This is a genomic window from Winogradskyella immobilis (genome assembly GCF_021887715.1).
GTDB classification, from domain to species: domain Bacteria; phylum Bacteroidota; class Bacteroidia; order Flavobacteriales; family Flavobacteriaceae; genus Winogradskyella; species Winogradskyella immobilis.
Genome location: NZ_JAIQXX010000001.1, coordinates 37948 through 64056 on the forward strand (window position 1 = coordinate 37948; position 26109 = coordinate 64056).

Genomic DNA, 26109 nt, shown 5'->3' on the forward strand with positions numbered 1-26109 from the left:
TATCGTATATTTGCAGCGTTGTTTAAGAAAATGAATAAGAGAGGGGACGTAAAGTCCCCTCTTTTTATACTAGAAAATGTTCAAAAAAAAGGTTGAGGACTTATTAAATATAGGCTTAGAAGAACGAGAAGATCTATTTCTAATCTCTTTTTCTATTGGAGCTGATAATGCCATCAAAATTGTTATTGATGGGGATAATGGAGTCTTAGTAGAAGATTGTATGTTTGTAAGCCGTGCTATTGAGCATAATCTAGATAGAGAAGAAGAAGATTTCTCTCTAGAAGTATTATCTAATGGAGCAGCATCGCCTTTAACTTTACCTAGACAATATAAAAAAAATGTAGGTAGAGATTTAGAGGTAAAAACAAATGATAATAAAACGATAGAAGGTAAGTTAGTTGAAGCTGATGAGAAAGACATTCAATTAACATGGAAAGCCAGAGAACCTAAACCAGTAGGTAAAGGAAAAGTTACTGTGATTAAAGAAGAAACGGTAGCTTATGAGAATATAAAAGAAGCAAAAGTTAAAATAAAATTTTAATTCATATCAATTATGGAAAATGTAGCGTTAATTGAATCATTTTCAGAATTTAAAGATGATAAATTAATAGACAGAGTTACGCTAATGGCGATTCTAGAAGATGTATTACGTAATGCATTAAAAAAGAAATATGGTGATGACGATAACTTTGATATTATTATTAATCCAGATAAAGGAGATTTAGAAATCTGGAGAAATAGAATTGTTGTTGCTAATGGAGAAGTTGAAGAACCAAATCAAGAAATTGAATTGTCCGAAGCTCAAAAAATAGAACCAGATTTTGAAGTAGGAGAAGATGTTGCAGAAGAAGTAAAGCTTATCGATTTAGGTAGGCGCTCTATTTTAGCATTAAGACAGAATCTTATATCTAAAATACACGAACACGATAATACAAATATCTATAAGCAGTTTAAAGAGCTTGAAGGTGAGATATATACCGCCGAAGTTCATCATATTCGTCATAGAGCTATTATTTTATTAGATGATGAAGGGAATGAGATTATACTGCCAAAAGACAAACAAATACCATCAGATTTTTTCCGTAAAGGTGAAAATGTAAGAGGAATTATAGAAAGTGTAGAATTAAAAGGGAGTAAACCTGCAATTATAATGTCTAGAACTTCGCCAATATTCCTTGAGAAATTATTTGAACAAGAAATTCCAGAAGTTTTTGATGGTTTAATTACTGTTAAAAATGTAGTGCGTATTCCAGGTGAAAAAGCAAAAGTAGCTGTAGATTCTTATGATGATAGAATTGATCCAGTTGGAGCTTGTGTAGGTATGAAAGGATCACGTATACATGGTATAGTACGTGAATTAGGGAATGAGAATATTGATGTTATCAACTATACTAATAATATTCAATTATTTGTAACGCGTGCGTTAAGCCCAGCAAGAGTAACATCTTTAAAATTAGATGAAGAGAACATGCGTGCTGAGGTGTTGTTAAAACCAGAGGAAGTCTCTAAAGCTATTGGTCGTGGAGGTCATAATATTAGATTAGCAGGCAAATTAACAGGGTACGAGATTGATGTATTTAGAGAAGGAGCTGAAGAAGATGTAGAATTATCTGAATTCTCTGACGAAATCGAAGGATGGGTTATCGAAGAGTTTAGTAAAGTCGGTTTAGATACCGCAAAAAGTATATTAGAACAAGATGTTTCAGATCTTGTAAAACGTACAGATTTAGAAGAAGAAACTATAGAAGAAGTTCTTAGAATTCTTAAAGAAGAATTTGAAGACTAAATACCAATTTTTGAAAATCAATTGGTAAACTATATATTTAAGTTATATTAAAAGCATTTATGGCTCAAACTAGATTAAATAAAGTACTTAGGGAACTTAATATCTCTATTGATCGTGCTGTAGATTTTTTAGAATCTAAAGGCATTGAAATAGAAAAAAGCCCTAATACTAAAATTTCTCAAGAAGTTTACGATACACTTTCTGATGAGTTTCAGACAGACGCTACCAAGCGCGAAAAAGCTCAAGAAGTTAGTGAGGCTAAACTAAAAGAAAAAGAAGCATTAAGAGAAAAGCGAGAAAGAGAACTTGAGGAAAAAGAAAGAGAAGAAAAAGCTAAAGAAGAAGCTCGAGAAACAGTTCTTAAAGCAAAGGCTGAGTTATCAGGACCTAAGCAAGTTGGTAAAATTGATTTAGAAGGTTCTAAACCTAAAAAGGAAGAAGCACCAAAGCAACCTGAGAAAACTCCAAAAGTAGAAGATAAGCCTAAAGTAGCTGCAAAAAAAGAAGCTCCTAAAGCATCTAAAACTGCTGAGAAAAAAGAAGAGACTCCTAAGGCAGAAACTCCTAAAGCTGAATCTAAAACTGAAAAGCCAAAACCAAAAGCTAAAAAAGAAGAGACTGAAGAAAAAGCTAACACTACTAATGAGCCAGTAGATGAAAAGATTAAAACACAGTATCAAAGACTTTCTGGCCCTAAAAACACAGGTCAAAAAATAGATTTAACTCAATTTAATAAGCCTAAAAAGAAAAAAGAAGATAAAAAACCTGCAGCTAATGCAGATGCTAATAAACGTAAAAGACGTCGTATTAGTAAACCTGGAGATCCTGGAACAAAACCTAATTTTTCTAACGATAGAAGAAAAGGAGGATTTAAAAAAGGAGGCCAAGCTAATCGCCCTAAAGTGGTTAAAGAAGAGCCAAGTGAAGAAGATGTACAAAAGCAAATCCGAGAAACTTTAGAAAAACTTCAAGGAAAGAGTAATAAAGGAAAAGGGGCTAAGTATCGTAGAGAGAAAAGAGATCAACACCGTCAACAAACTGAAATTGATCAAGAAATTGCAGCAGCAGAAAGCAAAACCATTAAAGTTACAGAGTTTGTAACTGTTAGTGAAATTGCAACCATGATGAGTGTCGGAGTTACTGAGGTGATTTCAGCATGTATGTCTTTAGGTATGATGGTAACCATGAACCAACGTTTAGATGCTGAAACATTGACAATTGTTGCTGAAGAGTTTGGTTATGGTGTAGAGTTTATTACTGCAGATATTGAAGAGTCAATAGAAGAAATTGTTGACGATCCTAAAGATTTAAAACCTCGTGCACCTATTGTAACAGTAATGGGTCACGTAGATCATGGTAAAACCTCATTGTTAGATTATATTCGTGAAGAAAATGTAATAGCCGGTGAATCAGGAGGAATTACACAGCATATTGGAGCATATGGTGTCGAGTTAGAAAATGGACAAAAAATCGCATTTTTAGATACACCAGGTCACGAAGCTTTTACAGCTATGCGTGCTCGTGGAGCTCAAGTTACAGATATAGCAATTATTGTTGCAGCTGCTGATGATGATATTATGCCGCAAACTAAGGAAGCCATTTCTCACGCACAAGCAGCAGGAGTGCCAATTGTTTTTGCTATTAATAAAATTGATAAACCAGATGCCAATCCAGAAAAGATAAAAGAAGGATTAGCAGCAATGAATTTACTGGTTGAAGATTGGGGAGGTAAAATACAATCTCACGATATATCAGCTAAAATGGGAACTGGTGTAAAAGAACTTTTAGAAAAAGTATTACTTGAAGCCGAGTTATTAGAGCTTAAAGCAAACCCAAATAAATTAGCTAATGGTACTGTTGTTGAAGCCTTTTTAGATAAAGGACGTGGATATGTGTCTACAATTTTAGTTCAAGCAGGAACTTTAAGAATTGGAGATTATGTATTGGCTGGAAAAAACAGTGGTAAAATAAAAGCCATGCATGATGAGCGTGGAAATGAAATAAAAGAAGCTGGTCCATCAACACCAGTATCTATATTAGGTTTAGATGGAGCTCCACAAGCTGGTGACAAATTTAATGTGTTTGAAGATGAGCGTGAAGCAAAACAAATTGCAACCAAGCGTACGCAATTACAACGTGAGCAATCGGTAAGAACACAACGTCATATTACATTAGATGAAATAGGAAGACGTATTGCTCTTGGAGATTTCCAAGAATTAAATATTATTCTTAAAGGAGATGTGGATGGTTCTGTTGAAGCATTAACAGATTCGTTCCAAAAACTATCTACCGAAGAAATTCAAGTAAATATTATTCACAAAGGAGTTGGAGCAATTACCGAAAGTGATGTATTATTAGCAACTGCATCAGATGCTATTATAATTGGGTTTAATGTACGACCTATGGGTAATGCACGTCAAATAGCTGATAAAGAAGAAATCGACATCCGTACATATTCTATTATTTACGATGCTATTAATGATCTTAAAGATGCTATGGAAGGCATGTTGTCTCCAGAACTTAAAGAAGAGATTACTGGTAATGCAGAAATTAGAGAAATCTTTAAAGTATCTAAAGTTGGAAGCATTGCCGGATGTATGGTAACTAACGGAAAAATTTATAGAAACTCAGGTATTCGTCTAATTAGAGATGGAGTTGTAATCTACACCGGAGAGTTAACATCATTGAAACGTTTTAAAGACGATGTTAAAGAAGTTTCTAAAGGTTACGATTGTGGAATGCAAATTAAAAACTATAATGACATTAAAGAGAATGATGTTATAGAAGCTTTCCAAGAGGTAGAAGTAAAAAAGAAACTTAAATAATTGAGAATTTTAAGCATAAAAAAAGCCGCATTTTGCGGCTTTTTTTATGCTTTATATTAAGCCTTATTTTTTTGACACTTTATCTTTTTTGGGCTGAAAAATAAAAGCACCACTATATTCTTTTTTAATTTTTGCTAATGCTCTATCTGCCTCAAGGCGTTCTCTAAAATTACCAACCCATATTTTATAATTAGGAGTATTAAACTCCATAGTAGTTTTCCAATCTTTAAAAATTTGCAAGAATTCAGATTTTGTTTTTTCAGCCGTAGAACGATCGCCTGAAAATATTTGAATTTTATAAATATCTAATGTCCTTAAATCTTTTTTAAACTCTAAAAGGCGATCAATAGATTTGTCTTGTATTACAGTAACACTAGCTTCTTGGGCAGAAACTAAATAAGAAGACAGTAATAATGTTAAGAAAATCAGGTTTTTAAGAGTGTTTTGTTTCATGGTGTATTCTATTTAATTGCAAAGGTATATTTTATTAACGAAATTGGTATTTATATTGTTATTTAGAACCTTTATAAATTAGTTATTAAGACTTCTGTAACATTTCTGAAATCGACTTTTATATCTTACTTTTGCATGAGTTTTTAAAATCACTTTTTTCAGTTTAAATGAAAAAATCGTACCAAAGTTTAGAAGATAATTCAACTAACAATATGAAACACGTTATCTACCGTAATTTAACCTCAAAAATTCTTCATTTAGGTTTTATTTTATTACTTACGTTTTCAACCACACTTTTGGCCCAAGAAGACCCAGAAAAAGGTAAAAGTTTATTTAATACCAATTGTGCATCTTGTCATAGATTAGATAAAAAATCTACAGGACCTGCACTACGTAATATTGAAGCGAGACTAGCCGATGAGCAAGGTTTAGATAGAGATTGGATCTATGCATGGGTAAGAAATAGTCCTGCTGTTATTAAATCTGGAGACGCATACGCTAACAAAATATATAATGAGTATGGCCAAACAGCGATGACTCCATTTCCGCAGTTAAGTGATGATGATATCTCTAATATTTTGGCTTATACCGCTGCTCCATTGCCACCTCTACCTGAAGATCCCTGTATTGCAAATCCTGGTGGGCCTGGATGTGATCAATCAAAACCTAAAGAAGGTTCAAACACATTAATTCTTGCAGCATTAGCATTGTTGTTTGCATTATTAGCTTTAGCCTTAATATTGGTAAAACGTACATTAAAGCGTTTTGCAGAAGCTAAAGACATTGCTATAGAAGAAACACCTAAAGGAACTTCAATCTGGAAAGCATTTGTGCAAAATCAATTCTTAGTACTAGTTACTGCAATTTTCTTTTTATTAGCTAGTGGTTACTTTGTTTATGGTTATTTAATGCAAGTAGGTGTCGATCAAGGTTATGAGCCTGTACAGCCAATACATTTTTCACATAGAATACATGCTGGTGATAATGGTGTTGATTGTAAATACTGTCACTCTTCTGCTAGAGTAAGTAAAACGTCTGGTATTCCGTCTTTAAATGTATGTATGAACTGCCATAAATCAATTTCTGAAGTAGCACCAGAAACATTAGCTGAAGGTGAAACATATGGAGTAGATTACAATCTAGAAATTCAAAAACTATACAAAGCAGCAGGTTGGGATGATACTGAGCAAGAATATACAGGAGATGCTAGTCCGGTAAAATGGATACGTATTCATAATCTTCCAGATTTTGCATATTTCAATCACTCACAGCACGTTACTGTTGGAGGTATTGAGTGTCAAACTTGTCATGGACCTGTAGAAGAAATGGAAATAATGCGCCAAGATGCACCATTAACAATGGGCTGGTGTATTAATTGTCATAGAGAGACAAACGTTAAAGTTAAAGATAATCCTTACTATACTAAAATTCACGAACAACTGTCTAAAAAATATGGAGTTGAGCAGTTAACTGCAGCACAGATGGGTGGATTAGAATGTGGTAAATGTCACTATTAAACATTGCTTTAGTAGCACCACGTAAGTGGAAATCTCTTTTAAGAGATTAATTTAATTATAATATAATAAGAAGTAATTCAGAATCATATGTCATCAAACAAGAAATACTGGAAAAGTGTTGAAGAGCTAAATGAAAATAGCTCTATTGTTGAGACGCTACAACAGAATGAATTTGTTGAAGAAATACCAACAGATGAGTTTTTAGGCGACAAAGAAACTTTAGAATCTTCGTCGACAACGCGTCGTGATTTCTTAAAATATGTTGGTTTTAGTACCGCAGCAGCATCATTAGCTGCTTGCGAAGGACCAGTTATTAAATCTATTCCTTATGTAAATCAACCAAAGGAAATTATTCCAGGTGTTGCTAATTACTATGCTACAACTATTGCTAATGGATTCGATTTTGCAAGTGTTTTAGTGAAGACAAGAGAAGGTCGTCCTATAAAAATTGAGAATAACAATTTAGCAAAAGCAAATGGCCATGCCAATGCCAGAGTTAATGCCTCGGTTTTAGGATTATATGATAGCTTAAGAGTTAAAAATGCTAAAAAAGGAGGTGAAGATATTTCTTGGTCTGTATTTAATTCTGAAACAAAGAAAGCTTTAAATGATGCAAGCGCATCTGGTAAAGATATAGTGTTATTAACACAAACTTTTGCAAGTCCTTCAACAAGTAAATTAATTGAAGAGTTTTCTAATAACTACGCAAACGTACGTCATGTACAATACGATGCCATTTCTGAATCTGCCGCATTAGATGCGTTTCAAGCAAAATATGGTAAACGTGCTTTAGCAAATTACGATTTCTCTAAAGCAATGACTATAATCTCTATTGGTGCTGATTTCTTAGGAGATTGGCAAGGAGGAGGTTTTGATGCGGGTTATGCTTCAAAACGTGTTCCAGATCATGGAAAAATGTCGCGTCATATTCAGTTTGAGTCTAACATGTCTTTAACTGGTGCTAATGCAGATAAGCGTGTGCCTTTAAAACCAAGCGAACAAAAATTAGCTTTAGCAAAATTATACAGTTATATCACTGGTAATTCTGCTGGTGGAGCACAACTTTCTCAGCCATTAGATGCTGCAGTGCGCAAAGCTGCTGAAGAATTAAGAAAAGCAGGAAGCAACGGAGTTGTGGTTTCGGGTATTCAAGACGTTAATGCACAAACTTTAGTATTAGATATTAACCAAACGTTATCTAGTAAAGCATTTGATACTAAAACAGCGATACATACAAAACAAGGTAGTGATAGCGCAGTGACTCAACTTATAGCAGATTTAAAAGCTGGTAAAGTAGGTGCACTTGTAATGAGTGGTGTAAATCCAATGTATACCTTACCAAATGCTTCAGATTTTGCTGAAGGATTAAAAAATACTATGTCAATAGCGTTTTCTATGAAAGAAGACGAGACGGCTTCTAACTGTAATTATGTTGCAGCGGCACCACATTATTTAGAATCTTGGGGTGATGTAGAAATAAAAACAGGTCATTTTGCTTTAATGCAACCTGCAATACGTCCATTATTTGACACAAAGCAATTTCAAGACGCATTATTAACTTGGACAGATAATTCAAGTACTTATAATGATTATATAAAAGCCAATTGGAAAGAAACCATTCTTAATGGTGCATCTTACAACCAAGCTTTACATGATGGTGTTTTTGTAAGCGCATCTTCATCAGAAGTTAGTACTGATGATACTGATTTAGAAACTCCTTCTAATAATGCGGCAAGTGCACTTGTAGCTTCTGCTAAAAGTGGAGCTATGGAATTGGCATTATATACTAAAACGGGTATGGGAGATGGTCAACAAGCCAATAACCCATGGTTACAAGAGTTTCCAGATCCTATTACAAGAACATCTTGGGATAATTATGTTACTGTATCTAAAGCAGATGCTGAAAGTCTAGGATTAGTTAATGAAAATGTTGCTAATGGAGGACTTAATGGTAGTAAAGTAGATGTTACGGTTAATGGAGTTACTATTAATAATGTGCCAGTTATTATTCAACCAGGTCAAGCTAAAGGATCTGTAGGTTTATCTTTAGGTTATGGTAGAACAGCAGGTTTAAAAGAAGAATTACAGACAGGTGTAAATGCCTATCCTTTATATCAAAACTTTAATACAACTCAAGAAGTAAGTATTTCTAAAGCTTCAGGTATGCATGAGTTTGCATGTGTACAGTTGCATAATACGTTAATGGGTCGTGGTGATATTATTAAAGAAACGACTTTAGAGATTTTCAATACTAAAGATAAACACTATTGGAATGAAGTACCTCAAGTATCTTTAAACCATATTGAAACACCAGTTACATCTCCAGATGTTGATCTTTGGGATGAGTTTGATCGTTCTGTTGGACATCACTTCAATTTATCTATTGATTTAAATGCATGTACAGGTTGTGGAGCTTGTGTTATTGCATGTCACGCAGAAAATAATGTACCAGTAGTTGGTAAATCTGAAATAAGAAGAAGTAGAGATATGCACTGGTTGCGTATTGATAGATATTATTCTCATAATGATACGTTTGAAGGAGATGATAATGAAAAAGATAATGCAGATGGATTAGGATTAGGAAATTATCTGTTTGGTGATAGAGAAGGAAATGGTTCATTATCCACTTTTGGAAGAATGGAAGATCCTGCAGATAATCCTCAGGTAGCATTCCAGCCTGTAATGTGTCAGCATTGTAATCACGCACCTTGCGAAACAGTTTGTCCTGTTGCAGCAACAGCTCACGGTCGTCAAGGTCAAAACCATATGGCATATAACCGTTGTGTAGGTACACGTTACTGTGCAAACAACTGTCCATATAAAGTACGTCGTTTCAACTGGTTCTTATACAACCAAAATGATGAGTTCGATTACTTTATGAATGATGATTTAGGGCGTATGGTATTAAACCCAGACGTAACTGTACGTTCTCGTGGTGTAATGGAAAAATGTTCTATGTGTATTCAAAAAACACAAAAAACAATCCTTGATGCTAAACGTGATGGACGTGAAATTAAAGATGGAGAATTCCAAACAGCATGTTCTGCTGCTTGTGGAAGCGGAGCTATGATTTTTGGAGATGTTAATGATAAAGCTAGCGAAGTAGCAAAATTAAAAGAAGATGACCGTATGTATCATTTATTAGAAAGTGTAGGTACAAAACCAAATGTGTTCTACCAAACTAAAGTGAGAAATACAAAAAAAGCATAAGACTAATTAAAGAATCAATTATATAATTATGGCGTCTCATTACGAAGCACCTATTAGAAGACCTTTAGTAACAGGAGAAAAATCTTATCACGACGTTACCGTCGATGTTGCTAGACCCGTTGAAGGAAAAGCAAATCGCTCTTGGTGGATTGTTTTCAGTATTGCACTTGTGGCATTCCTTTGGGGAATAGGTTGTATTATTTACACCGTATCAACTGGTATCGGAGTCTGGGGTCTTAACAAGACTGTTAACTGGGCTTGGGATATTACTAACTTTGTTTGGTGGGTTGGTATAGGTCATGCAGGAACCTTAATATCTGCTGTATTATTATTATTCCGTCAAAAATGGAGAATGGCCATTAACCGTTCTGCAGAGGCGATGACAATATTCTCTGTAGTGCAAGCCGGTTTATTTCCAATCATTCACATGGGTCGTCCATGGTTAGCATATTGGGTATTACCAATTCCTAATCAATTTGGATCATTATGGGTAAACTTTAACTCACCATTACTTTGGGATGTGTTTGCAATTTCTACATATTTATCAGTGTCATTAGTATTTTGGTGGACAGGATTATTACCTGATTTTGCAATGATTAGAGATAGAGCTGTTAGACCATTTCAAAAGAAAATATATTCTTTAATTAGTTTTGGTTGGTCTGGTAGAGCTAAAGATTGGCAACGTTTTGAGGAAGTATCCTTGGTGCTTGCAGGTTTAGCAACACCATTAGTACTTTCTGTACATACCATTGTATCGTTTGATTTTGCAACATCGGTAATTCCAGGTTGGCATACTACAATTTTTCCACCATACTTTGTTGCTGGGGCTATTTTCTCTGGTTTTGCTATGGTAAATACGCTTCTTATTATTATGCGTAAAGTATGTAGTCTTGAAGATTATATCACAGTGCAACATATAGAGCTGATGAATATCGTTATTATGATTACGGGTTCTATTGTAGGTGTTGCATATATTACTGAGCTATTTATTGCATGGTATTCTGGTGTAGAGTATGAGCAATATGCATTTTTAAATAGAGCAACTGGCCCTTACTGGTGGGCATATTGGGCAATGATGTCTTGTAATGTATTCTCACCTCAGTTTATGTGGTTTAAAAAATTGCGTACAAGTATTATGTTTTCATTCTTTATTTCAATTATAGTAAATATAGGAATGTGGTTTGAGCGTTTTGTAATTATTGTAACGTCATTACATAGAGATTATTTACCATCATCTTGGTCAATGTTCTCACCAACATTTGTAGATATAGGTATTTTTATAGGAACTATAGGATTCTTCTTTGTACTATTCTTATTATACTCACGTACATTCCCAGTGATAGCACAAGCAGAAGTAAAAACAATTTTAAAGTCATCGGGTGAACGTTATAAGAAAATTAGAGAACGTGGAGATAGTTTAGTAGGAACTGGATCGGATTCTAGAACCTCTAATGGAGTTGTAACAAATGTAGAAAGTTCATCTAGTAACGATGATGCTTCTTCTAACAATTCTGAAAAAGTAAATAACCTTTTAGGAACTATAGGAACATTTGATGCTGCTTCAGATACTGCTGACGATTTAAAGAAAATCAGTGGAGTTGGACCTAAAATGGAAGAAGTACTTAACAGTATAGGAATTTACACATTCTTACAAGTAAGTAAGATGACAAAAAAAGAATACGACTTGTTAGACTCAATTACTGAATCTTTCCCTGGGAGAGCAGAACGTGATGATTGGGCAGGACAAGCTAAAAATTTATTAAATAACTAATATAGTCTATGGAAGCTTCAAAAGTAATTCATGCTATTTATACCGATGATGATGTATTAATGTCTGCCGTTAAAAAGGTAAAGGCAGAAAAACATCACATTGAAGAGATATACACACCTTTTCCTGTTCATGGACTAGACAAGGCTATGGGTTTAGAACCAACACGTATTGCTATTACTGCATTTATGTATGGTTGTGTTGGCTTAACGGTAGCTATCACAATGATGAATTTTATAATGATTAAAGATTGGCCACAAGATATTGGTGGTAAGCCAAGTTTTAGTTATTTAGAAAACATGCCGGCTTTTGTGCCAATTATGTTTGAGCTTACGGTATTCTTCGCAGCCCATTTAATGGTAATTACATTTTATTTACGTAGTAGAATGTGGCCATTTAAAAAAGCTGAGAACCCAGATCCGAGAACTACTGATGACCATTTTTTAATGGAGATTGCTGTACATGATAATGAAGATGAACTAATCAGCCTTCTTAAAGGTACTGGAGCAGTAGAAATTAATAGTATTGATAAAGATGAAGATGCACATTAATATGAAGACTTTTAAATTAACAGTAGTATTTGTAATGCTATTAAGTATTGTGTCTTGTAATAAAAAATCGAGACGAAACTATCAATATATGCCTAACATGTATCAGTCTGTTGGTTATGAAACATATCAAGGATCAGATGCTTTTAAAAATGGAGTTGAAGCGCAACTTCCTGTAGAAGGTACACTTCCTAGAGGTTACTCTTTATATGAAATTGAAGATACTAACGAAGGTTATGAGTTAGCTAAAGCAACATTAACCAGTCCTATAGATTCTACGGCTATAGATTATAATACAGGTAAAGCTCTATATGATATTTATTGTGGTATTTGCCATGGTAATAAAGGAGATGGTAAAGGTAAATTAGTACAACGCGAGAAAATTCTTGGTGTGCCTAGTTATGATGATGCAGGTAGAGCGATTACAACAGGTAGTATTTACCATGTTATTCAATATGGAAAAAACACTATGGGTTCTTATGCAAACCAATTGAGTGAAGACGAACGTTGGCAAGTTGTAGCTTATGTTGAGAAACTTAAAGCAGATTTAGAAAAGTAAGATTTAGATAAAGATTATATAAATGGAATATAAAATTTCAAATCGATTAAGAACAGGAGCTATCATCTTAATAGCCTTAGGCATATTAGGTGTTGGTTATGGTTTTTGGGACTCTCATCATTATAAAACTGTAGATGATGTTAAGGAACTTTTGGCAAGTGAACATCATGGTGGGCACGAAGAAGAAGCTAATAATGAACATGGAACAGAAATGTCACATGGAGAAGCCTCAGAACATGTTAAAGAATCTTACAACGAAGAGCATGCAGAAACATCGCATGGTGATGAACATGAAGAATCAGCAAGTCATGGAGATGAAGTTGAAGGTCATGAAATGAGCCATGAAGAACATGTGTTACATCAAATCCATAACAGACCTTGGTCTGCATTATATGTAGCAGCATTTTTCTTTTTTATGATTGCACTAGGTGTATTAGCATTTTATGCCATTCAATATGCAGCTCAAGCAGGTTGGTCACCAGTATTATTTAGAGTTATGGAAGGGATTACTGCTTATGTGTTGCCCGGAGGACTTATAGTGTTGGCAATAGCATATTTAGCAGGAGACCATATTTTTGTTTGGATGAATCCAGATATGGTAGATCCAAATAGTAGTCATTATGATGCTCTTGTAGCTGGAAAGAAAGGTTGGTTAAACAAAACAGGTTTTATAATTAGAGGCTTAATTTTCTTAGGAGGTTGGGTAGCATATAGAATGATCTCTCGTAGGTTGTCTTTAGCCCAAGATAAGTCAGATGATAATAAAAACTTTAAAAAGTTATTCCGTTGGTCAGCAGCATTCTTAGTATTCTATATTTATACAGAGTCTATGATGTCTTGGGATTGGATCATGTCTGTAGACCCACACTGGTTCTCTACATTATTTGGTTGGTATGTGTTTGCAAGTATGTTTGTAAGTGGTATTACTGTTATTGCATTAATTTCAATTTACTTAAAATCTAAAGGTTTACTAGAGTTTGTAAACGACAGTCATTTACATGACTTGGCTAAGTTTATGTTTGGGATTAGTATTTTTTGGACCTATTTATGGTTCTCTCAATTTATGTTAATCTGGTATTCAAACATTCCAGAAGAAGTCACTTATTTTGTAACACGTATTGAAGATTATAAACTAACATTCTTTGGAATGGTCGCTATGAATTTTATATTCCCATTATTACTATTAATGAATAGTGATTACAAGCGTATTCCATGGTTTGTTGTAATGGCAGGTGTTGTAATACTTTGCGGACATTATTTAGATATCTTTAATATGATTATGCCAGCTACGGTTGGAGATAGATGGTCTATTGGTATCCCAGAAGTAGGAGCAATTTGCTTATTTGCAGGCTTGTTTATGTTATTTGTATTTACAGCTTTAAGTAAAGCACCATTGTTAGCAAAACGAAACCCATTTATTAAAGAGAGTGAACACTTTCATTATTAATTTTAAATTAGAACTGAAACGATAATGACAACTTTGTTAATATTTATAATAGTACTATTTGTAGCCATTGCTATATGGCAAATGGTAAAGATTTTTGATTTAGCTCAAATAGGAGGATCAAGTAATCAAGTAGCAAGCGACAAGGATAATACGTTTAATGGGTATATGATGATAGGTTTTTTAATCTTCATCTATGCTATTACTATAGCTAGCTTTGTGTATTTAGGTGATCTACCTTTAGTGTCTAACTCGGCATCAGCACATGGTCCAGGTTTAGACAACTTAATGATTATCTCTATGATACTCATTTTTATAGTACAAACGATCACTCAATTTTTATTACACTATTTTGCTTTTAAATACAAAGGCGAAAAAGGACGTAAGGCATTGTTTTATGCAGATAATAATACTTTAGAAGCCATTTGGACTATTATTCCCGTAATTGTTTTAGCGGGGTTAATTATCTATGGATTGTTTACTTGGAATGATATTATGAATATCGACGAAGACGAAGATCCTATGGTGATAGAATTATATGCGCAACAATTTAATTGGAAAGCAAGATATAGTGGCGCAGATAATGTATTAGGGAAAGCTAATGTAAGATTAATTGATATTGACCGCGCAAATATTTTAGGTGTTGCAGAAGATGATATCAATGCGCAAGACGATGTTATTGTTACAGAATTGCATTTAGTAGTTGATAAGCCTGTGCTATTTAAAATGCGTTCGCAAGATGTATTGCACTCGGCTTATATGCCACACTTTAGAGCACAGATGAATTGCGTTCCAGGGATGGTTACACAATTTGGTTTTACACCTACAGTTACAACTGCGGAGATGCGTCAAAATCCAGATATTCAAGATAAGGTTGCAAATATTAACGAACTGCGATTAGAAAATAGAGAAGAGATAGAAGAACGCGGCCAAGATTTGCGATACGAGTTTGATTACTTATTATTATGTAATAAAATTTGTGGTAAATCGCACTTCAATATGCAAATGAAAATTATTGTAGAAACTCAAGAAGAATATGATGCATGGATGGCGACACAGAAAACGTTTCCAAATTCATTATTAAACTAAAATCGTTTTAAGAATTAGATAAAGATTATGTCAGCAACAGCAGAAATACACGATCACGACGATCACGACGTACATCATCACAAAGAAACTTTTGTAACTAAATATATATTTAGTCAAGATCATAAAATGATTGCAAAACAGTACCTTATAACAGGTACTATTATGGGAGTTATAGGTGTATTAATGTCTTTAATGTTCCGTATGCAAATTGCATGGCCAGAAAAGCCAAATGTATTATTTGAAGCTTTATTAGGTAAGTGGGCTCCAGAAGGTGTAATGGATGCAGATATCTATTTAGCCTTAGTAACAATACATGGTACTATTATGGTATTCTTTGTATTAACGGCAGGTTTAAGTGGTACGTTTAGTAACTTATTAATTCCATTACAAATTGGAGCAAGAGATATGGCATCAGGGTTCCTTAATATGATCTCATATTGGTTATTCTTCCTATCTAGTGTTATAATGGTTATTTCATTATTTGTAGAAGCTGGTCCTGCAGCAGCAGGATGGACTATATATCCACCATTATCAGCATTACCAATGGCTCAAGGTGGTTCAGGTATGGGTATGACACTTTGGCTCGTATCTATGGCTATATTTATAGCATCGTCTTTACTAGGATCATTAAATTACATTGTTACTGTAATTAATTTGCGTACAAAAGGAATGTCAATGACGCGACTGCCTTTAACAATATGGGCATTCTTTGTAACAGCTATTATTGGTGTTATTTCATTCCCAGTATTACTATCTGCAGCATTATTATTAATAATGGATAGAAGTTTTGGTACATCATTCTTCTTATCAGATATATTTATTCAAGGTGAAGTACTGCACTACCAAGGTGGATCTCCAGTATTATTTGAACATTTATTTTGGTTCTTAGGACATCCAGAAGTATATATTGTACTATTACCGGCATTAGGTATTACCTCAGAAATTATTGCAACCAATTCACGTAAACCTATCTTTGGATACCGTGCCATGGTCGCTTCAATTTTAGCTATTGCATTTTTATCTACAATTGTATGGGGTCACCATATGTTTATTTCGGGTATGAATCCATTCTTAGGATCTGTATTTACATTTACAACACTATTAATTGCCATTCCTTCTGCGGTAAAGGCATTTAACTATATAACCACACTCTGGAAAGGTAATTTGCAACTTAATCCCGCAATGTTATTCTCTATAGGTCTGGTATCAACATTTATTACAGGTGGTTTAACAGGAATTATTTTAGGGGATAGTGCTTTAGATATTAATGTACACGATACGTATTTTGTTGTAGCTCACTTTCATTTAGTAATGGGGATTTCAGCATTATATGGTATGTTTGCAGGAATATATCATTGGTTTCCTAGAATGTTTGGTCGTATGTTAAACAAAAATCTAGGGTATTTACACTTTTGGGTAACTGCTATTTGTGCTTATGGAGTTTTCTTTCCAATGCACTTTATAGGTATGGCAGGTTTGCCAAGACGTTATTATACTAACAGTAATTTTCCATTATTTGATGATACCGCGGATGCTAATGTTGTAATTACAATGTTTGCTTTAATTGGAGGTGTTTTTCAATTAGTATTCTTATACAATTTCTTTAGAAGCATATTTTACGGTAAAAAAGCTGAACAAAACCCATGGAGATCTAATACATTAGAATGGACAGCGCCTGTTAAACATATGCATGGTAACTGGCCAGGTAAAATTCCTCATGTATACCGTTGGTCTTACGATTATAGTAAACCAGGGCATGATGAAGATTTTGTGCCGCAAAATGTACCAATGAAAGAAGGAGAAGAAGAACTCCATCATTAGCACATAATTTTTTAGACATCAAAAAACCTCTTTAATTCTTAAATTATAAAGAATTAAAGAGGTTTTTTGATGTCTATAGTTTGTATTATAACCTCAATTTAACATAAAAATAATCATCTTTTTACTGTTAAAATTTAAAAAATATCAGACTAAACGCAAAAAAAACACGACGAAATACAAAAAAAAGTGTATTTTGCACCGTAAAACGAACCCAAATAAAATTCTGATACTTCTATTTATTCAGAATTCTACTTGATTTTAAAGAAATAAAATTGATTAACCGACTTATTATGAGAACAAAACCGTTGATAGGGTCTGTAGTAAAAACTACATTCTATATTTTGGTATTACTTTGGACATCTTATTCTGCTTATGCACAATGTCCTACAATTAACGATCCCGCGCCATCTGTATGTGACGCTGCTGGTTTTACATTTAGTGATTTAAATACATTCGCTAACGATGCAGGTAATGGTATTAGATGGTATAGTACTGCAACAGGTGGTGCGCCATTTAATGACAATGAACTTGTTAGTGAAGGCACATATTTTGCTGGTGATGATTCTGGAACTTGTGGAACACGTGAATCTTTAACCGTTGACTTTGTAGTAGACGCGTCAGGTCAAAATTTAGATGCCGTATATTGTAGTAATGAGAATCCTACCATTCAATTGTATATAGATCAAACCTTATCTCCAGTTATTCCCTCTGGTGGTTCGGTAGAAGTTTATACAGATTTTGCCTTAACTAATTTGGCTAATGGTACAGATATTATACCAATAGGAGGTAGTAATTTTTTTATTGTATTTGTTAATGGCGGTTGTAGAAGTCAAATAGAAATAGGAACTACAGCGACTTTTCAAGCTCCTGATGATCCAACACCAACAGATCCACAAATGTTCTGTGCGGCTAATAATCCTACAATTGCAGATTTAGATCCAGGAACAACGGATGCTTTTGTATGGTTCGATAATATTGATAGTTCAGGTGATCCTATTCAGCCACCTTTGCCAACAACAAGTCTTTTAGTAGATGGAAATACCTACTACGTTCAGGCAGTAGATGTTTTTTGTGATAGTAATCCAATTCCTGTAACAGTTATTATAGATACTCCAACTGAACCAGGGACTTCAGCAAATTTAGATTTTTGTTTTGATAGTTTGCCATCAACCGATTTTAATTTGTTTGATGAATTATCAGGAATGCCAGTAACAACAGGAACATGGTCTGGCCCATTAACAACAACTAATGGTCATTTAGGAACAGTAAATATTTCAACTTTAACAACACCAGACACCTACGTGTTTACATACACAGTGCCAACAAATGGTACTTGCCCAGAAGGTACATCTACAGTAACCATTACGGTTTTCGATAATTTTACCTCAGGAACGCCATCGGCGGATAATCCAGCATCGTTTTGTGAATCTGGCTTACCATCTGCATTCGATTTGTTTACATTGTTAGAAGGTGAAGATGCTGGAGGACAATGGACCGAAGGAACCTTAAGTACAGATCCTATTGTAGGTTCTACTATAGATTTTACAGGGTTTATCCCAGGGACTTACAATTATACATATACTCAAAACCTATTACCTAACCCTTGCCCAGAAGAATCAACTACGGTACAGGTGATTGTTTTACCAGATCCAAATGCAGGTTTAGCTGTTAATGCGACATTCTGTGAAAATGATTTAGCTGCAAATTCACCTTTTAACTTATTTGATACTTTAGATGGATCTCAAGATAATAATAATGGAACATGGACAGATGCTAACGGAGATACAGTTACAGATCCAACAAACTTAGACATTACAGTATTTCCTGTCGGAACAACACAATTTACGTATACTATTGACAATGGTGCATGTAGCGATATGGAAACGGTATCTATTACTGTAGAACCAGCACCAGAATCTGGTACAGTAAATAGTTCACCAGAATTTTGTGAAGGTGAAGGTTCTGCAACTTTTGATTTATTTGATTTATTAGACGGAGAAGATCAAGCAGGTACTTGGTTTATAGGTAACGATAATACAGGTACAACGACTTCAAATATTATAGATTTATCAGTACTACCACCAAACACTTATACTTATACATACGATGTAGATGCTATAGGAAGTTGTGATGACAGTTTAGTAACAGTAACGATAACAATAAACCCATTGCCAAATACAGGTACAGCTTCTCCTGCTACGTTCTGTGAAAATGATGTTGCGGCAAATTCGCCATTAGATTTATTTGGCCAATTGACAGGAAATGATGCTGGAGGAACATGGACAGATGATGATGCTACAGGAGCTTTATCGGGTAGTGATGTAGACTTAATAATACTTCCTATCGGAGTTTATAATTTCACATATAGTATAACTTCACCAGAAGGTTGTTCTAATAGCAGTACAGTAGTTATTTCAATATTAGAAGCACCAGAATCAGGAACAGTAAATGCACCAGCAGTATTTTGTGCTGCAGAAATTATTGCAGGACAAACCTTTGATTTATTCGATTTATTAGATGGTGAAGATCAATCAGGTGTTTGGACAGATGATGATGCTTCAGGTGCATTATCTGGTAATACAGTAACTTTAGATGCTTTGCCTACGGGCACATTTAATTTTACTTACGATGTTAATGCTATTGGTACATGTGATGATGTGTTAGTAACAGTAAGTATTACAATAAATGATACAACGACACCTACGGGAGCTATAACTCAAACATTTTGTGATAGTGCTACTGTAGCAGATCTTATAGCTACAGGAACAACTATTCAATGGTATGAAGAACCAACTGGAGGCTCACCGTTAGATCCATCAACAGATTTAATAGATGGAGAAACGTATTATGCTACACAAACGGATGATATAACAGGCTGTGAATCTTCTATACGTTTAGAAGTAACAGTAACAATTTCTACAACTCCAATTTCAGGAAATCCAATTACACCTGGGTTATTAGAATGTAATGATAACAATAGTATCGATTTAAACTTAGGTTTAGATGGTACTCAAGATTCAGGTGGTGTATGGCAAGATGATGACAGTACAGGTAGAGTAACAGGGAATATTTTTGATGCTTCTGGTATTGCACCAGGAACATATCAGTTTACTTATTTTATTGCTGCAAATGCACCATGTATAGATGCCAGTACAACAATTACGGTAACTATAGAACAGGCTTTAAATCCTGGCTCTGATGCTTCAACAAATATATGTGCTGATAATGGAACTATAGATTTATTTCCATTATTAGGAGGCGCAGATCTAGGAGGCGTTTGGTCACCGGCATTAACAAGCGGAACAGGAGTTTTTGATCCAACAATAGATGCTGCTGGAACGTATACTTATGAGTTAACTAATGCTTGTGGTACTTTTTCAAGTGATGTTGTAGTTACAATAACACAGCCAGCTAATGCAGGAGGAGATAACACGGGTTCAGTTTGTGTAATAGATGGAGCTTTTGATTTAACAACTGTTTTAACAGGAACACCAGATTCTAACGGAACATGGTCGCCTCTATTAGCGAGCGGATCTAATATTTTTGACCCTGCGATAGACGTAAGTGGAACTTATACGTACACAGTTTTAGCAACGTCACCTTGTTCTACAGATGCTTCTGCCGAAATAACAATTACCGTACAAGATACTGTAGAGCCAACTGTGGTAAATGCAACACCTTCATTCTGTGCTATAGATAATCCTACTGTTGCAGATTTAAACAGTTCGTTATCTTTTACAGGAACTATTAATTGGTATACAGATGACACTTTAGCAACATTATTAGATGAAGCGGATGCTTTAATTGATGGTGAAGATTATTTTGCCACTCAAACTTTAGCAGGAGGTTGTGAATCTTCTTTAAGTGTTATGCTTATTGTAACTATTAGTGATTCACCTCCGCCAACATTAATAAACATTGATGAAGAGTATTGTATTAATGATAGTCCAACTATAAATGATTTATCATTAAACATTGTAGAGAATAACTCAGCGGCTTTTGAAGTAATTTGGTACGATGCGGCAACAGGAGGAAATGTAGTATCAGGTTCAACATTATTAAGTAATGGAAACACCTATTATGCTGCTTTAATTGATGTAGTTACAGGATGCGAAGGTTCTTTAAGATTAGCCGTAACACCAGATCTAACATCTTGTGGTGATATAATAATTCCAGATGGGTTCTCGCCTAATGGAGATGGAGTAAATGATACTTTTGATATAGATAATTTAGAAATATTATATCCAAATTTCGAAATGGAGATTTTTAACCGAAATGGAAATACAGTATATAGAGGTAATGCTTCTAGCCCTCGTTTTGATGGGAGATCTACTGAATCAAGTTTAGGAAGTCAGGTATTGCCTGTTGGCGTATACTTCTATGTATTCACATTTAACGATGGAGAAAATAGACCTATTCAAGGACGTTTATATTTAAGTAGATAACATTTTGGCTAAACACACAAATTTTAAGAACATGAAAAAATTAAATATATCTCAAAAAGCAGTGATTGTAGCCTTAATGACATTTTTCTCATTACAGAGTTACGCACAACAAGATCCTCTATTTACACAATATATGTATAATATGAGCATCATTAACCCAGCTTATGCAACAGCAGATCAAGGCATATTAAATCTTGGTGGTTTATACAGATCACAATGGGTAGGCGTAGAAGGAGCTCCAAAGACAGCAACCTTTTTTGCGCATACTCCAATTAACGAAAAAATTGAAATAGGTATTTCATTTACAAACGATAATATTGGTGATGTTGTAGACGAGAATAATGTTTTTGCAGATTTTGCTTATGTATTACCAGTAGGAGAACAGAGTAAATTATCGCTTGGTTTAAAAGCGGGAGTTACCTTTTTTAATACGGATTTTAATGGATTTGTATTACAATCTGGAGGACCAAGTACTGATTTCGCTTTTAATGAAAACATTAATGAAACCTTTCCTAATTTAGGGATAGGTGCATATTACTTCTCAGATAATTATTATGTGGGCTTATCTGCACCAAACCTATTAACCACAAGACATTTAGAGTCTGAGAATGGTGTTAGAGCTATCGGACAAGAGAATGTGCATTATTTTTTAACAGGTGGCTATGTGTTTGATATTAATGAGAATTTAAAACTAAAGCCGGCATTTATGGCTAGAGGAGTTGCAGGTGCTCCAATATCTTTAGATCTTACAGCAAATGTTTTAATCAATGAAAAGTTAGAAGTAGGAGCTAGTTACCGATTAGAAGATGCTGTTAGTGCTATTGTTAATTTTAGAATAGCACCAGATTTAAGAATTGGATATAGTTACGATTATACAAGATCTAATCTAAGTAGTTTCAGTTCTGGTTCACACGAAATTATTATTCTTTTCGATATCGATTTATTTGGATTAAAGAGTGGTTATGATCGCTCACCTAGATTTTTCTAAACTTTAAATACTATACTTATGAAACCAAATCTATCTAACGTATTTAAAACAACAATTAATCTTAAATCTAGAGTTAAGATTATAAAAAACAGACATATGAAAACATATATACATCTTTTTGCTTGCATGCTATTTGTTTTTAATTTTAGTACTGCTCAGACTGAAAAACTAAAGCGCGCAGACAAGTTTTTTGAAATGAAAGCTTATGTAAAAGCTGCAGAGTTATATGAAGCAAAAGAGCCAAATCAAAAAGTGCTTCAAAATTTAGGGGATAGTTATTACTACAATAGTAATATGCAGAACGCTATAAAAACTTATAGAGAACTTATTTTAACATACAAAGATTCTATAGATATAGAATATTATTTTAGATATGCACAAGCATTAAAAGGAGTTAAAAATTATAAGTTAGCAGATGAGTATTTAAGTCAGTATTTCAATAAAAGAATTAATACACAGAGTTTTATCGATGCAAATAAAAAGGCGACACCACATACGTTTAAAATAAACGAACTTAATGATGGTAGTACATCAAATGATTTTGGGTTAACCTTTTTTGGGGATAACCAAGTCGCATTTGCATCTACGAGAAACACTGAGAATCCTGCTTTTGCCTGGAATGATCAACCATATTTAGACCTATATTCTGCAACGATAAACAGTAGCGGTAAATTAGAAAATATAACTCCGTTTTCAGATGCTATAAATACAGATTCTCATGAGAGTAATCCTGTACTTTCTGCAGATGGTAAAACCATGTATTTTAATAGAACAAATACATCTAAGTCTAAATCTAAAACTGATGAAGAAGAACGTATAGCTCATATTAAAATTTATAAGGCAGAATTAGTTGGTGACCAATGGGCAAATATTGAAGCATTACCATTTACGTCAAATAAATATAGTACAGAGCATCCTAGTTTAAGTAAAGATGGTAAAACGTTATATTTTGCAAGTGACATGCCAGGTGGATTAGGTGGTTTCGATATCTATAAAGTAGCTATAAATGATGATGGTACTTATGGTGAACCAGAAAATTTAGGAAGTAATATTAATACAAAACATAGAGAACAATTTCCTTATGTAAGTGATAAAGATGTTCTTTATTATTCATCTAATGGCCATTATATTGGTTATGGAGGTTTAGATGTGTATAGGAGCAATAATGTTAATGGAGTTTATGACGCACCTGTTAATTTAGGAGATGGAATTAACAGTAATCTTGATGATTTTGCTTTTGTAATAGACGAAAAAAATGACAAAGGCTACTTCTCATCAAATAGAGCAGGTAACGATAGATTGTATACTTACGATAGAGAAGAAAATATCCTTACTAAGTATTTAGTAGATGGTGTGGTTCAAGATAAAAATAGCAAAGCTATATTACCAGGAGCTAAAGTGATATTATTAGATGATTCTGGTAATATAATACAAGAACAAACAGTTGATGATAATGCAAAGTATTTATTCAAATTAGAACCAAATAAAAAATACATTGTAAGAGGAACGCTAAAAGCATATATTCCTCAAGATGTTGAGTTCTCTACGGACAGTCAAGGAAAAATAAGCCATAACATCTATTTATCATTAGAATCTTTTGCAGATGCGGAAGAGCGTGTAAATAAAGATAAAGAAGGTGTGGTAAAAGTAGAGTTAGATAAAATCTATTTCGATTTCGATAAATCAAAAATTAGAGAAGACGCTGCTAAAACGTTAGATGTATTAGTAGATCTAATGAAAAAATACCCGTCAATGTCTATAGAAGTGTCTGCGCATACCGATGTAAGAGGTAGAGATCAATACAATTTAGACTTGTCTAAAAAACGTGCGGCATCAACCTTAGAATATTTAGTAAGCCGAGGCATAGAACGTAGCCGATTAACTAGCGAAGGTTATGGTGAAACAAAACCATTAAATCATTGTGATAAACCAGGAATATGCTCTAAAGCAGATTATGAAGTTAATAGACGCTGCGAATTTAAGGTTATAAACTAAAATTTATTACTGCTTATCTCAAAAGCCTTTCTTCCCGATTATTATCAGGATTAGAAAGGCTTTTTCTTTATATTTGTTTTATTGCTGAATGTCATTCAGAGTTGTCAGACTGAGCTTGTCGAAGTTGAAACGAAGAATCTTATTTATGAATTATTAATAAAAGATTCCCACTTTCGTGGGAAGTAACATGAACGAAAACTTAGATCCTACAAACGAAAACTTTACACCCGAAGAGCTCGATGTCGAAAAGAAATTGAGACCTCTATCTTTTGAAGACTTTACAGGTCAAGATCAAGTATTAGAAAATTTGCAGATTTTCGTTCAGGCAGCTAACCTAAGAGGAGAAGCTTTAGATCATGCCTTATTCCACGGACCGCCAGGTTTAGGGAAAACCACCTTAGCACATATTTTAGCAAATGAATTAGATGTTGGTATAAAAGTAACATCAGGACCTGTTTTAGATAAGCCAGGAGATTTAGCAGGTTTACTTACTAATTTAGAAGAAAGAGATGTTCTTTTTATAGATGAAATTCATCGTTTAAGTCCTATTGTAGAAGAATATTTGTATTCTGCAATGGAGGATTATAAAATTGATATCATGATTGAGTCTGGGCCAAATGCCAGAACAGTTCAGATTAATTTAAGCCCGTTCACTTTAGTTGGTGCCACTACACGTTCAGGATTGTTAACAGCACCAATGCGTGCACGTTTTGGTATACAAAGTCGTTTACAATATTACAGTACAGAATTATTAACTACAATTGTGCAACGTAGCGCAGCCATACTTAATATGCCAATTACAATGGAAGCTGCTATTGAAATTGCTGGACGTAGCCGAGGAACACCTCGTATTGCTAATGCTTTGCTAAGACGTGTTAGAGACTTTGCACAGATTAAAGGCAATGGAAGTATTGATATTGCAATTGCAAAATTTGGGCTAGAAGCTCTACATGTAGATGCTCATGGTTTAGATGAAATGGACAATAAAATTTTAACTACAATTATTGAAAAATTTAAAGGAGGTCCAGTAGGGATTTCAACAATAGCAACTGCAGTAAGTGAAAGTACAGAAACCATTGAAGAAGTTTACGAGCCTTTTTTAATACAACAAGGTTTTATTATGCGTACGCCAAGAGGTAGAGAAGTTACCGAATTAGCTTATAAACATTTAGGAAAAATAAAAGGGCCAACACAAGGAGGATTGTTTTAACATTTTATCAGACTGAGTCTTTCGACTAGTCTCAAGATAAACTCTATATAAGATTTGAGAATAGTATATTTAATGTCAGGCTGAGCGCAGTCGAAGCCTTAAACATTCAATATTTATGTATTTATATTATGTCTACATTTTAAAATGTACAGATAATTCTTACTATACAGGAATTACAAATGATATATCCAAAAGATTTATAGAGCATCAATCAGGTTATAAAAAGGATTCTTATACTTATAAGAGGAGACCATTAAAATTAGAGTTTTATCAAGAATTTAATGATGTCTTACAAGCCATATATTTTGAAAAGAAAATAAAAGGATGGACTAAAGCTAAAAAAAGAGCATTAATAAGTGGGGATTTTGATATGCTCCAAATATTATCAGAATGTAGAAATGTGACTCATTATAAATATAATAATTAGCACTTCGACTGCGCTCAGTGTGAC

Annotated in this window: 17 protein-coding genes; 16 read left to right on the top strand and 1 reads right to left on the bottom strand. The window is 34.0% G+C overall.

The features are described 5' to 3' along the window. The first annotated feature begins 76 nt into the window (after nucleotides 1–76). The 3 genes from rimP to infB are packed head-to-tail and all read left to right on the top strand — an operon-like array spanning nucleotide 77 to nucleotide 4611. Entirely contained in the window at nucleotides 77–541 is a 465-nt protein-coding gene (gene rimP, locus K8Z87_RS00145) for a ribosome assembly cofactor RimP (RefSeq protein WP_227475401.1), read from the top strand. Nucleotides 542–553: 12 nt separating this feature from the next. Beyond that, nucleotides 554–1786 carry a transcription termination factor NusA gene (gene nusA / locus K8Z87_RS00150; RefSeq protein WP_227475402.1) on the top strand — a complete coding sequence of 411 codons (1233 nt, stop codon included), beginning with the start codon at nucleotides 554–556 and terminating at the stop codon, nucleotides 1784–1786. A gap of 59 nt (nucleotides 1787–1845) precedes the next feature. Beyond that, nucleotides 1846–4611, top strand: coding sequence for a translation initiation factor IF-2 (infB, locus tag K8Z87_RS00155; RefSeq protein WP_227475403.1), 2766 nt, complete (start codon nucleotides 1846–1848; stop codon nucleotides 4609–4611). A 63-nt stretch (nucleotides 4612–4674) separates the two neighbouring features. Here the strand turns inward: infB and K8Z87_RS00160 are convergent, their stop codons facing one another. Further along, nucleotides 4675–5064: an SPOR domain-containing protein gene (locus K8Z87_RS00160; protein ID WP_227475404.1), complete on the bottom strand. Its 390-nt coding sequence runs from the start codon at nucleotides 5062–5064 to the stop codon at nucleotides 4675–4677. A 212-nt stretch (nucleotides 5065–5276) separates the two neighbouring features. Between K8Z87_RS00160 and K8Z87_RS00165 the strand changes: the two genes are divergently transcribed. The 13 genes from K8Z87_RS00165 (at nucleotide 5277) to K8Z87_RS00225 (ending at nucleotide 26085) form a co-directional block, all read left to right on the top strand. After that, complete coding sequence (locus K8Z87_RS00165) at nucleotides 5277–6581, top strand: cytochrome c3 family protein (protein WP_227475405.1); 1305 nt, start codon at nucleotides 5277–5279, stop codon at nucleotides 6579–6581. 87 nt (nucleotides 6582–6668) lie between these two features. Next, on the top strand, nucleotides 6669–9791 hold the full coding sequence (locus tag K8Z87_RS00170) for a TAT-variant-translocated molybdopterin oxidoreductase (protein ID WP_227475406.1): 3123 nt from the start codon (nucleotides 6669–6671) through the stop codon (nucleotides 9789–9791). Between the two features lie 28 nt (nucleotides 9792–9819). Next, nucleotides 9820–11562, top strand: coding sequence for an NrfD/PsrC family molybdoenzyme membrane anchor subunit (gene nrfD, locus K8Z87_RS00175; protein ID WP_227475407.1), 1743 nt, complete (start codon nucleotides 9820–9822; stop codon nucleotides 11560–11562). An 8-nt stretch (nucleotides 11563–11570) separates the two neighbouring features. Further along, nucleotides 11571–12110, top strand: a complete 540-nt coding sequence (locus K8Z87_RS00180; protein ID WP_227475408.1) for a DUF3341 domain-containing protein — start codon at nucleotides 11571–11573, stop codon at nucleotides 12108–12110. A gap of 1 nt (nucleotide 12111) precedes the next feature. Beyond that, nucleotides 12112–12666, top strand: coding sequence for a c-type cytochrome (locus K8Z87_RS00185; protein WP_227475409.1), 555 nt, complete (start codon nucleotides 12112–12114; stop codon nucleotides 12664–12666). 22 nt (nucleotides 12667–12688) lie between these two features. Continuing rightward, the gene (locus K8Z87_RS00190) at nucleotides 12689–14113 is read left to right on the top strand and encodes a quinol:cytochrome C oxidoreductase (RefSeq protein WP_227475410.1); all 1425 of its coding nucleotides are present in this window, start codon (nucleotides 12689–12691) and stop codon (nucleotides 14111–14113) included. Nucleotides 14114–14137: 24 nt separating this feature from the next. Further along, nucleotides 14138–15199, top strand: coding sequence for a cytochrome c oxidase subunit II (locus K8Z87_RS00195; protein WP_227475411.1), 1062 nt, complete (start codon nucleotides 14138–14140; stop codon nucleotides 15197–15199). Nucleotides 15200–15226: 27 nt separating this feature from the next. Further along, a complete protein-coding gene (locus K8Z87_RS00200; protein ID WP_227475412.1) occupies nucleotides 15227–17020 on the top strand; it encodes a cytochrome c oxidase subunit I in 1794 nt (597 codons plus the stop codon). A 290-nt stretch (nucleotides 17021–17310) separates the two neighbouring features. Beyond that, nucleotides 17311–21465: a gliding motility-associated C-terminal domain-containing protein gene (locus tag K8Z87_RS00205; protein WP_227475413.1), complete on the top strand. Its 4155-nt coding sequence runs from the start codon at nucleotides 17311–17313 to the stop codon at nucleotides 21463–21465. A gap of 31 nt (nucleotides 21466–21496) precedes the next feature. After that, a complete protein-coding gene (locus tag K8Z87_RS00210) occupies nucleotides 21497–22453 on the top strand; it encodes a PorP/SprF family type IX secretion system membrane protein (RefSeq protein WP_227475414.1) in 957 nt (318 codons plus the stop codon). 18 nt (nucleotides 22454–22471) lie between these two features. Then, entirely contained in the window at nucleotides 22472–24448 is a 1977-nt protein-coding gene (locus K8Z87_RS00215) for an OmpA family protein (protein ID WP_227475415.1), read from the top strand. A 187-nt stretch (nucleotides 24449–24635) separates the two neighbouring features. After that, entirely contained in the window at nucleotides 24636–25658 is a 1023-nt protein-coding gene (gene ruvB / locus K8Z87_RS00220; RefSeq protein WP_227475416.1) for a Holliday junction branch migration DNA helicase RuvB, read from the top strand. Nucleotides 25659–25773: 115 nt separating this feature from the next. Continuing rightward, nucleotides 25774–26085, top strand: coding sequence for a GIY-YIG nuclease family protein (locus tag K8Z87_RS00225; RefSeq protein ID WP_227475417.1), 312 nt, complete (start codon nucleotides 25774–25776; stop codon nucleotides 26083–26085). Nucleotides 26086–26109 lie beyond the last annotated feature (24 nt).

Excerpts from the sequence above, each read along its gene's own strand:
- K8Z87_RS00165 (WP_227475405.1), top strand. The coding sequence starts at position 5,277 with ATGAAACACGTTATCTACCGTAATTTAACCTCAAAAATTCTTCATTTA.
- K8Z87_RS00215 (WP_227475415.1), top strand. The coding sequence starts at position 22,472 with ATGAAACCAAATCTATCTAACGTATTTAAAACAACAATTAATCTTAAA.
- K8Z87_RS00205 (WP_227475413.1), top strand. The coding sequence starts at position 17,311 with ATGAGAACAAAACCGTTGATAGGGTCTGTAGTAAAAACTACATTCTAT.
- nrfD (WP_227475407.1), top strand. The coding sequence starts at position 9,820 with ATGGCGTCTCATTACGAAGCACCTATTAGAAGACCTTTAGTAACAGGA.
- K8Z87_RS00170 (WP_227475406.1), top strand. The coding sequence starts at position 6,669 with ATGTCATCAAACAAGAAATACTGGAAAAGTGTTGAAGAGCTAAATGAA.
- K8Z87_RS00180 (WP_227475408.1), top strand. The coding sequence starts at position 11,571 with ATGGAAGCTTCAAAAGTAATTCATGCTATTTATACCGATGATGATGTA.
- K8Z87_RS00195 (WP_227475411.1), top strand. The coding sequence starts at position 14,138 with ATGACAACTTTGTTAATATTTATAATAGTACTATTTGTAGCCATTGCT.
- K8Z87_RS00190 (WP_227475410.1), top strand. The coding sequence starts at position 12,689 with ATGGAATATAAAATTTCAAATCGATTAAGAACAGGAGCTATCATCTTA.
- K8Z87_RS00200 (WP_227475412.1), top strand. The coding sequence starts at position 15,227 with ATGTCAGCAACAGCAGAAATACACGATCACGACGATCACGACGTACAT.
- K8Z87_RS00160 (WP_227475404.1), bottom strand. The coding sequence starts at position 5,064 with ATGAAACAAAACACTCTTAAAAACCTGATTTTCTTAACATTATTACTG.
- nusA (WP_227475402.1), top strand. The coding sequence starts at position 554 with ATGGAAAATGTAGCGTTAATTGAATCATTTTCAGAATTTAAAGATGAT.
- K8Z87_RS00225 (WP_227475417.1), top strand. The coding sequence starts at position 25,774 with ATGTATTTATATTATGTCTACATTTTAAAATGTACAGATAATTCTTAC.
- infB (WP_227475403.1), top strand. The coding sequence starts at position 1,846 with ATGGCTCAAACTAGATTAAATAAAGTACTTAGGGAACTTAATATCTCT.
- K8Z87_RS00210 (WP_227475414.1), top strand. The coding sequence starts at position 21,497 with ATGAAAAAATTAAATATATCTCAAAAAGCAGTGATTGTAGCCTTAATG.
- K8Z87_RS00185 (WP_227475409.1), top strand. The coding sequence starts at position 12,112 with ATGAAGACTTTTAAATTAACAGTAGTATTTGTAATGCTATTAAGTATT.
- ruvB (WP_227475416.1), top strand. The coding sequence starts at position 24,636 with ATGAACGAAAACTTAGATCCTACAAACGAAAACTTTACACCCGAAGAG.
- rimP (WP_227475401.1), top strand. The coding sequence starts at position 77 with ATGTTCAAAAAAAAGGTTGAGGACTTATTAAATATAGGCTTAGAAGAA.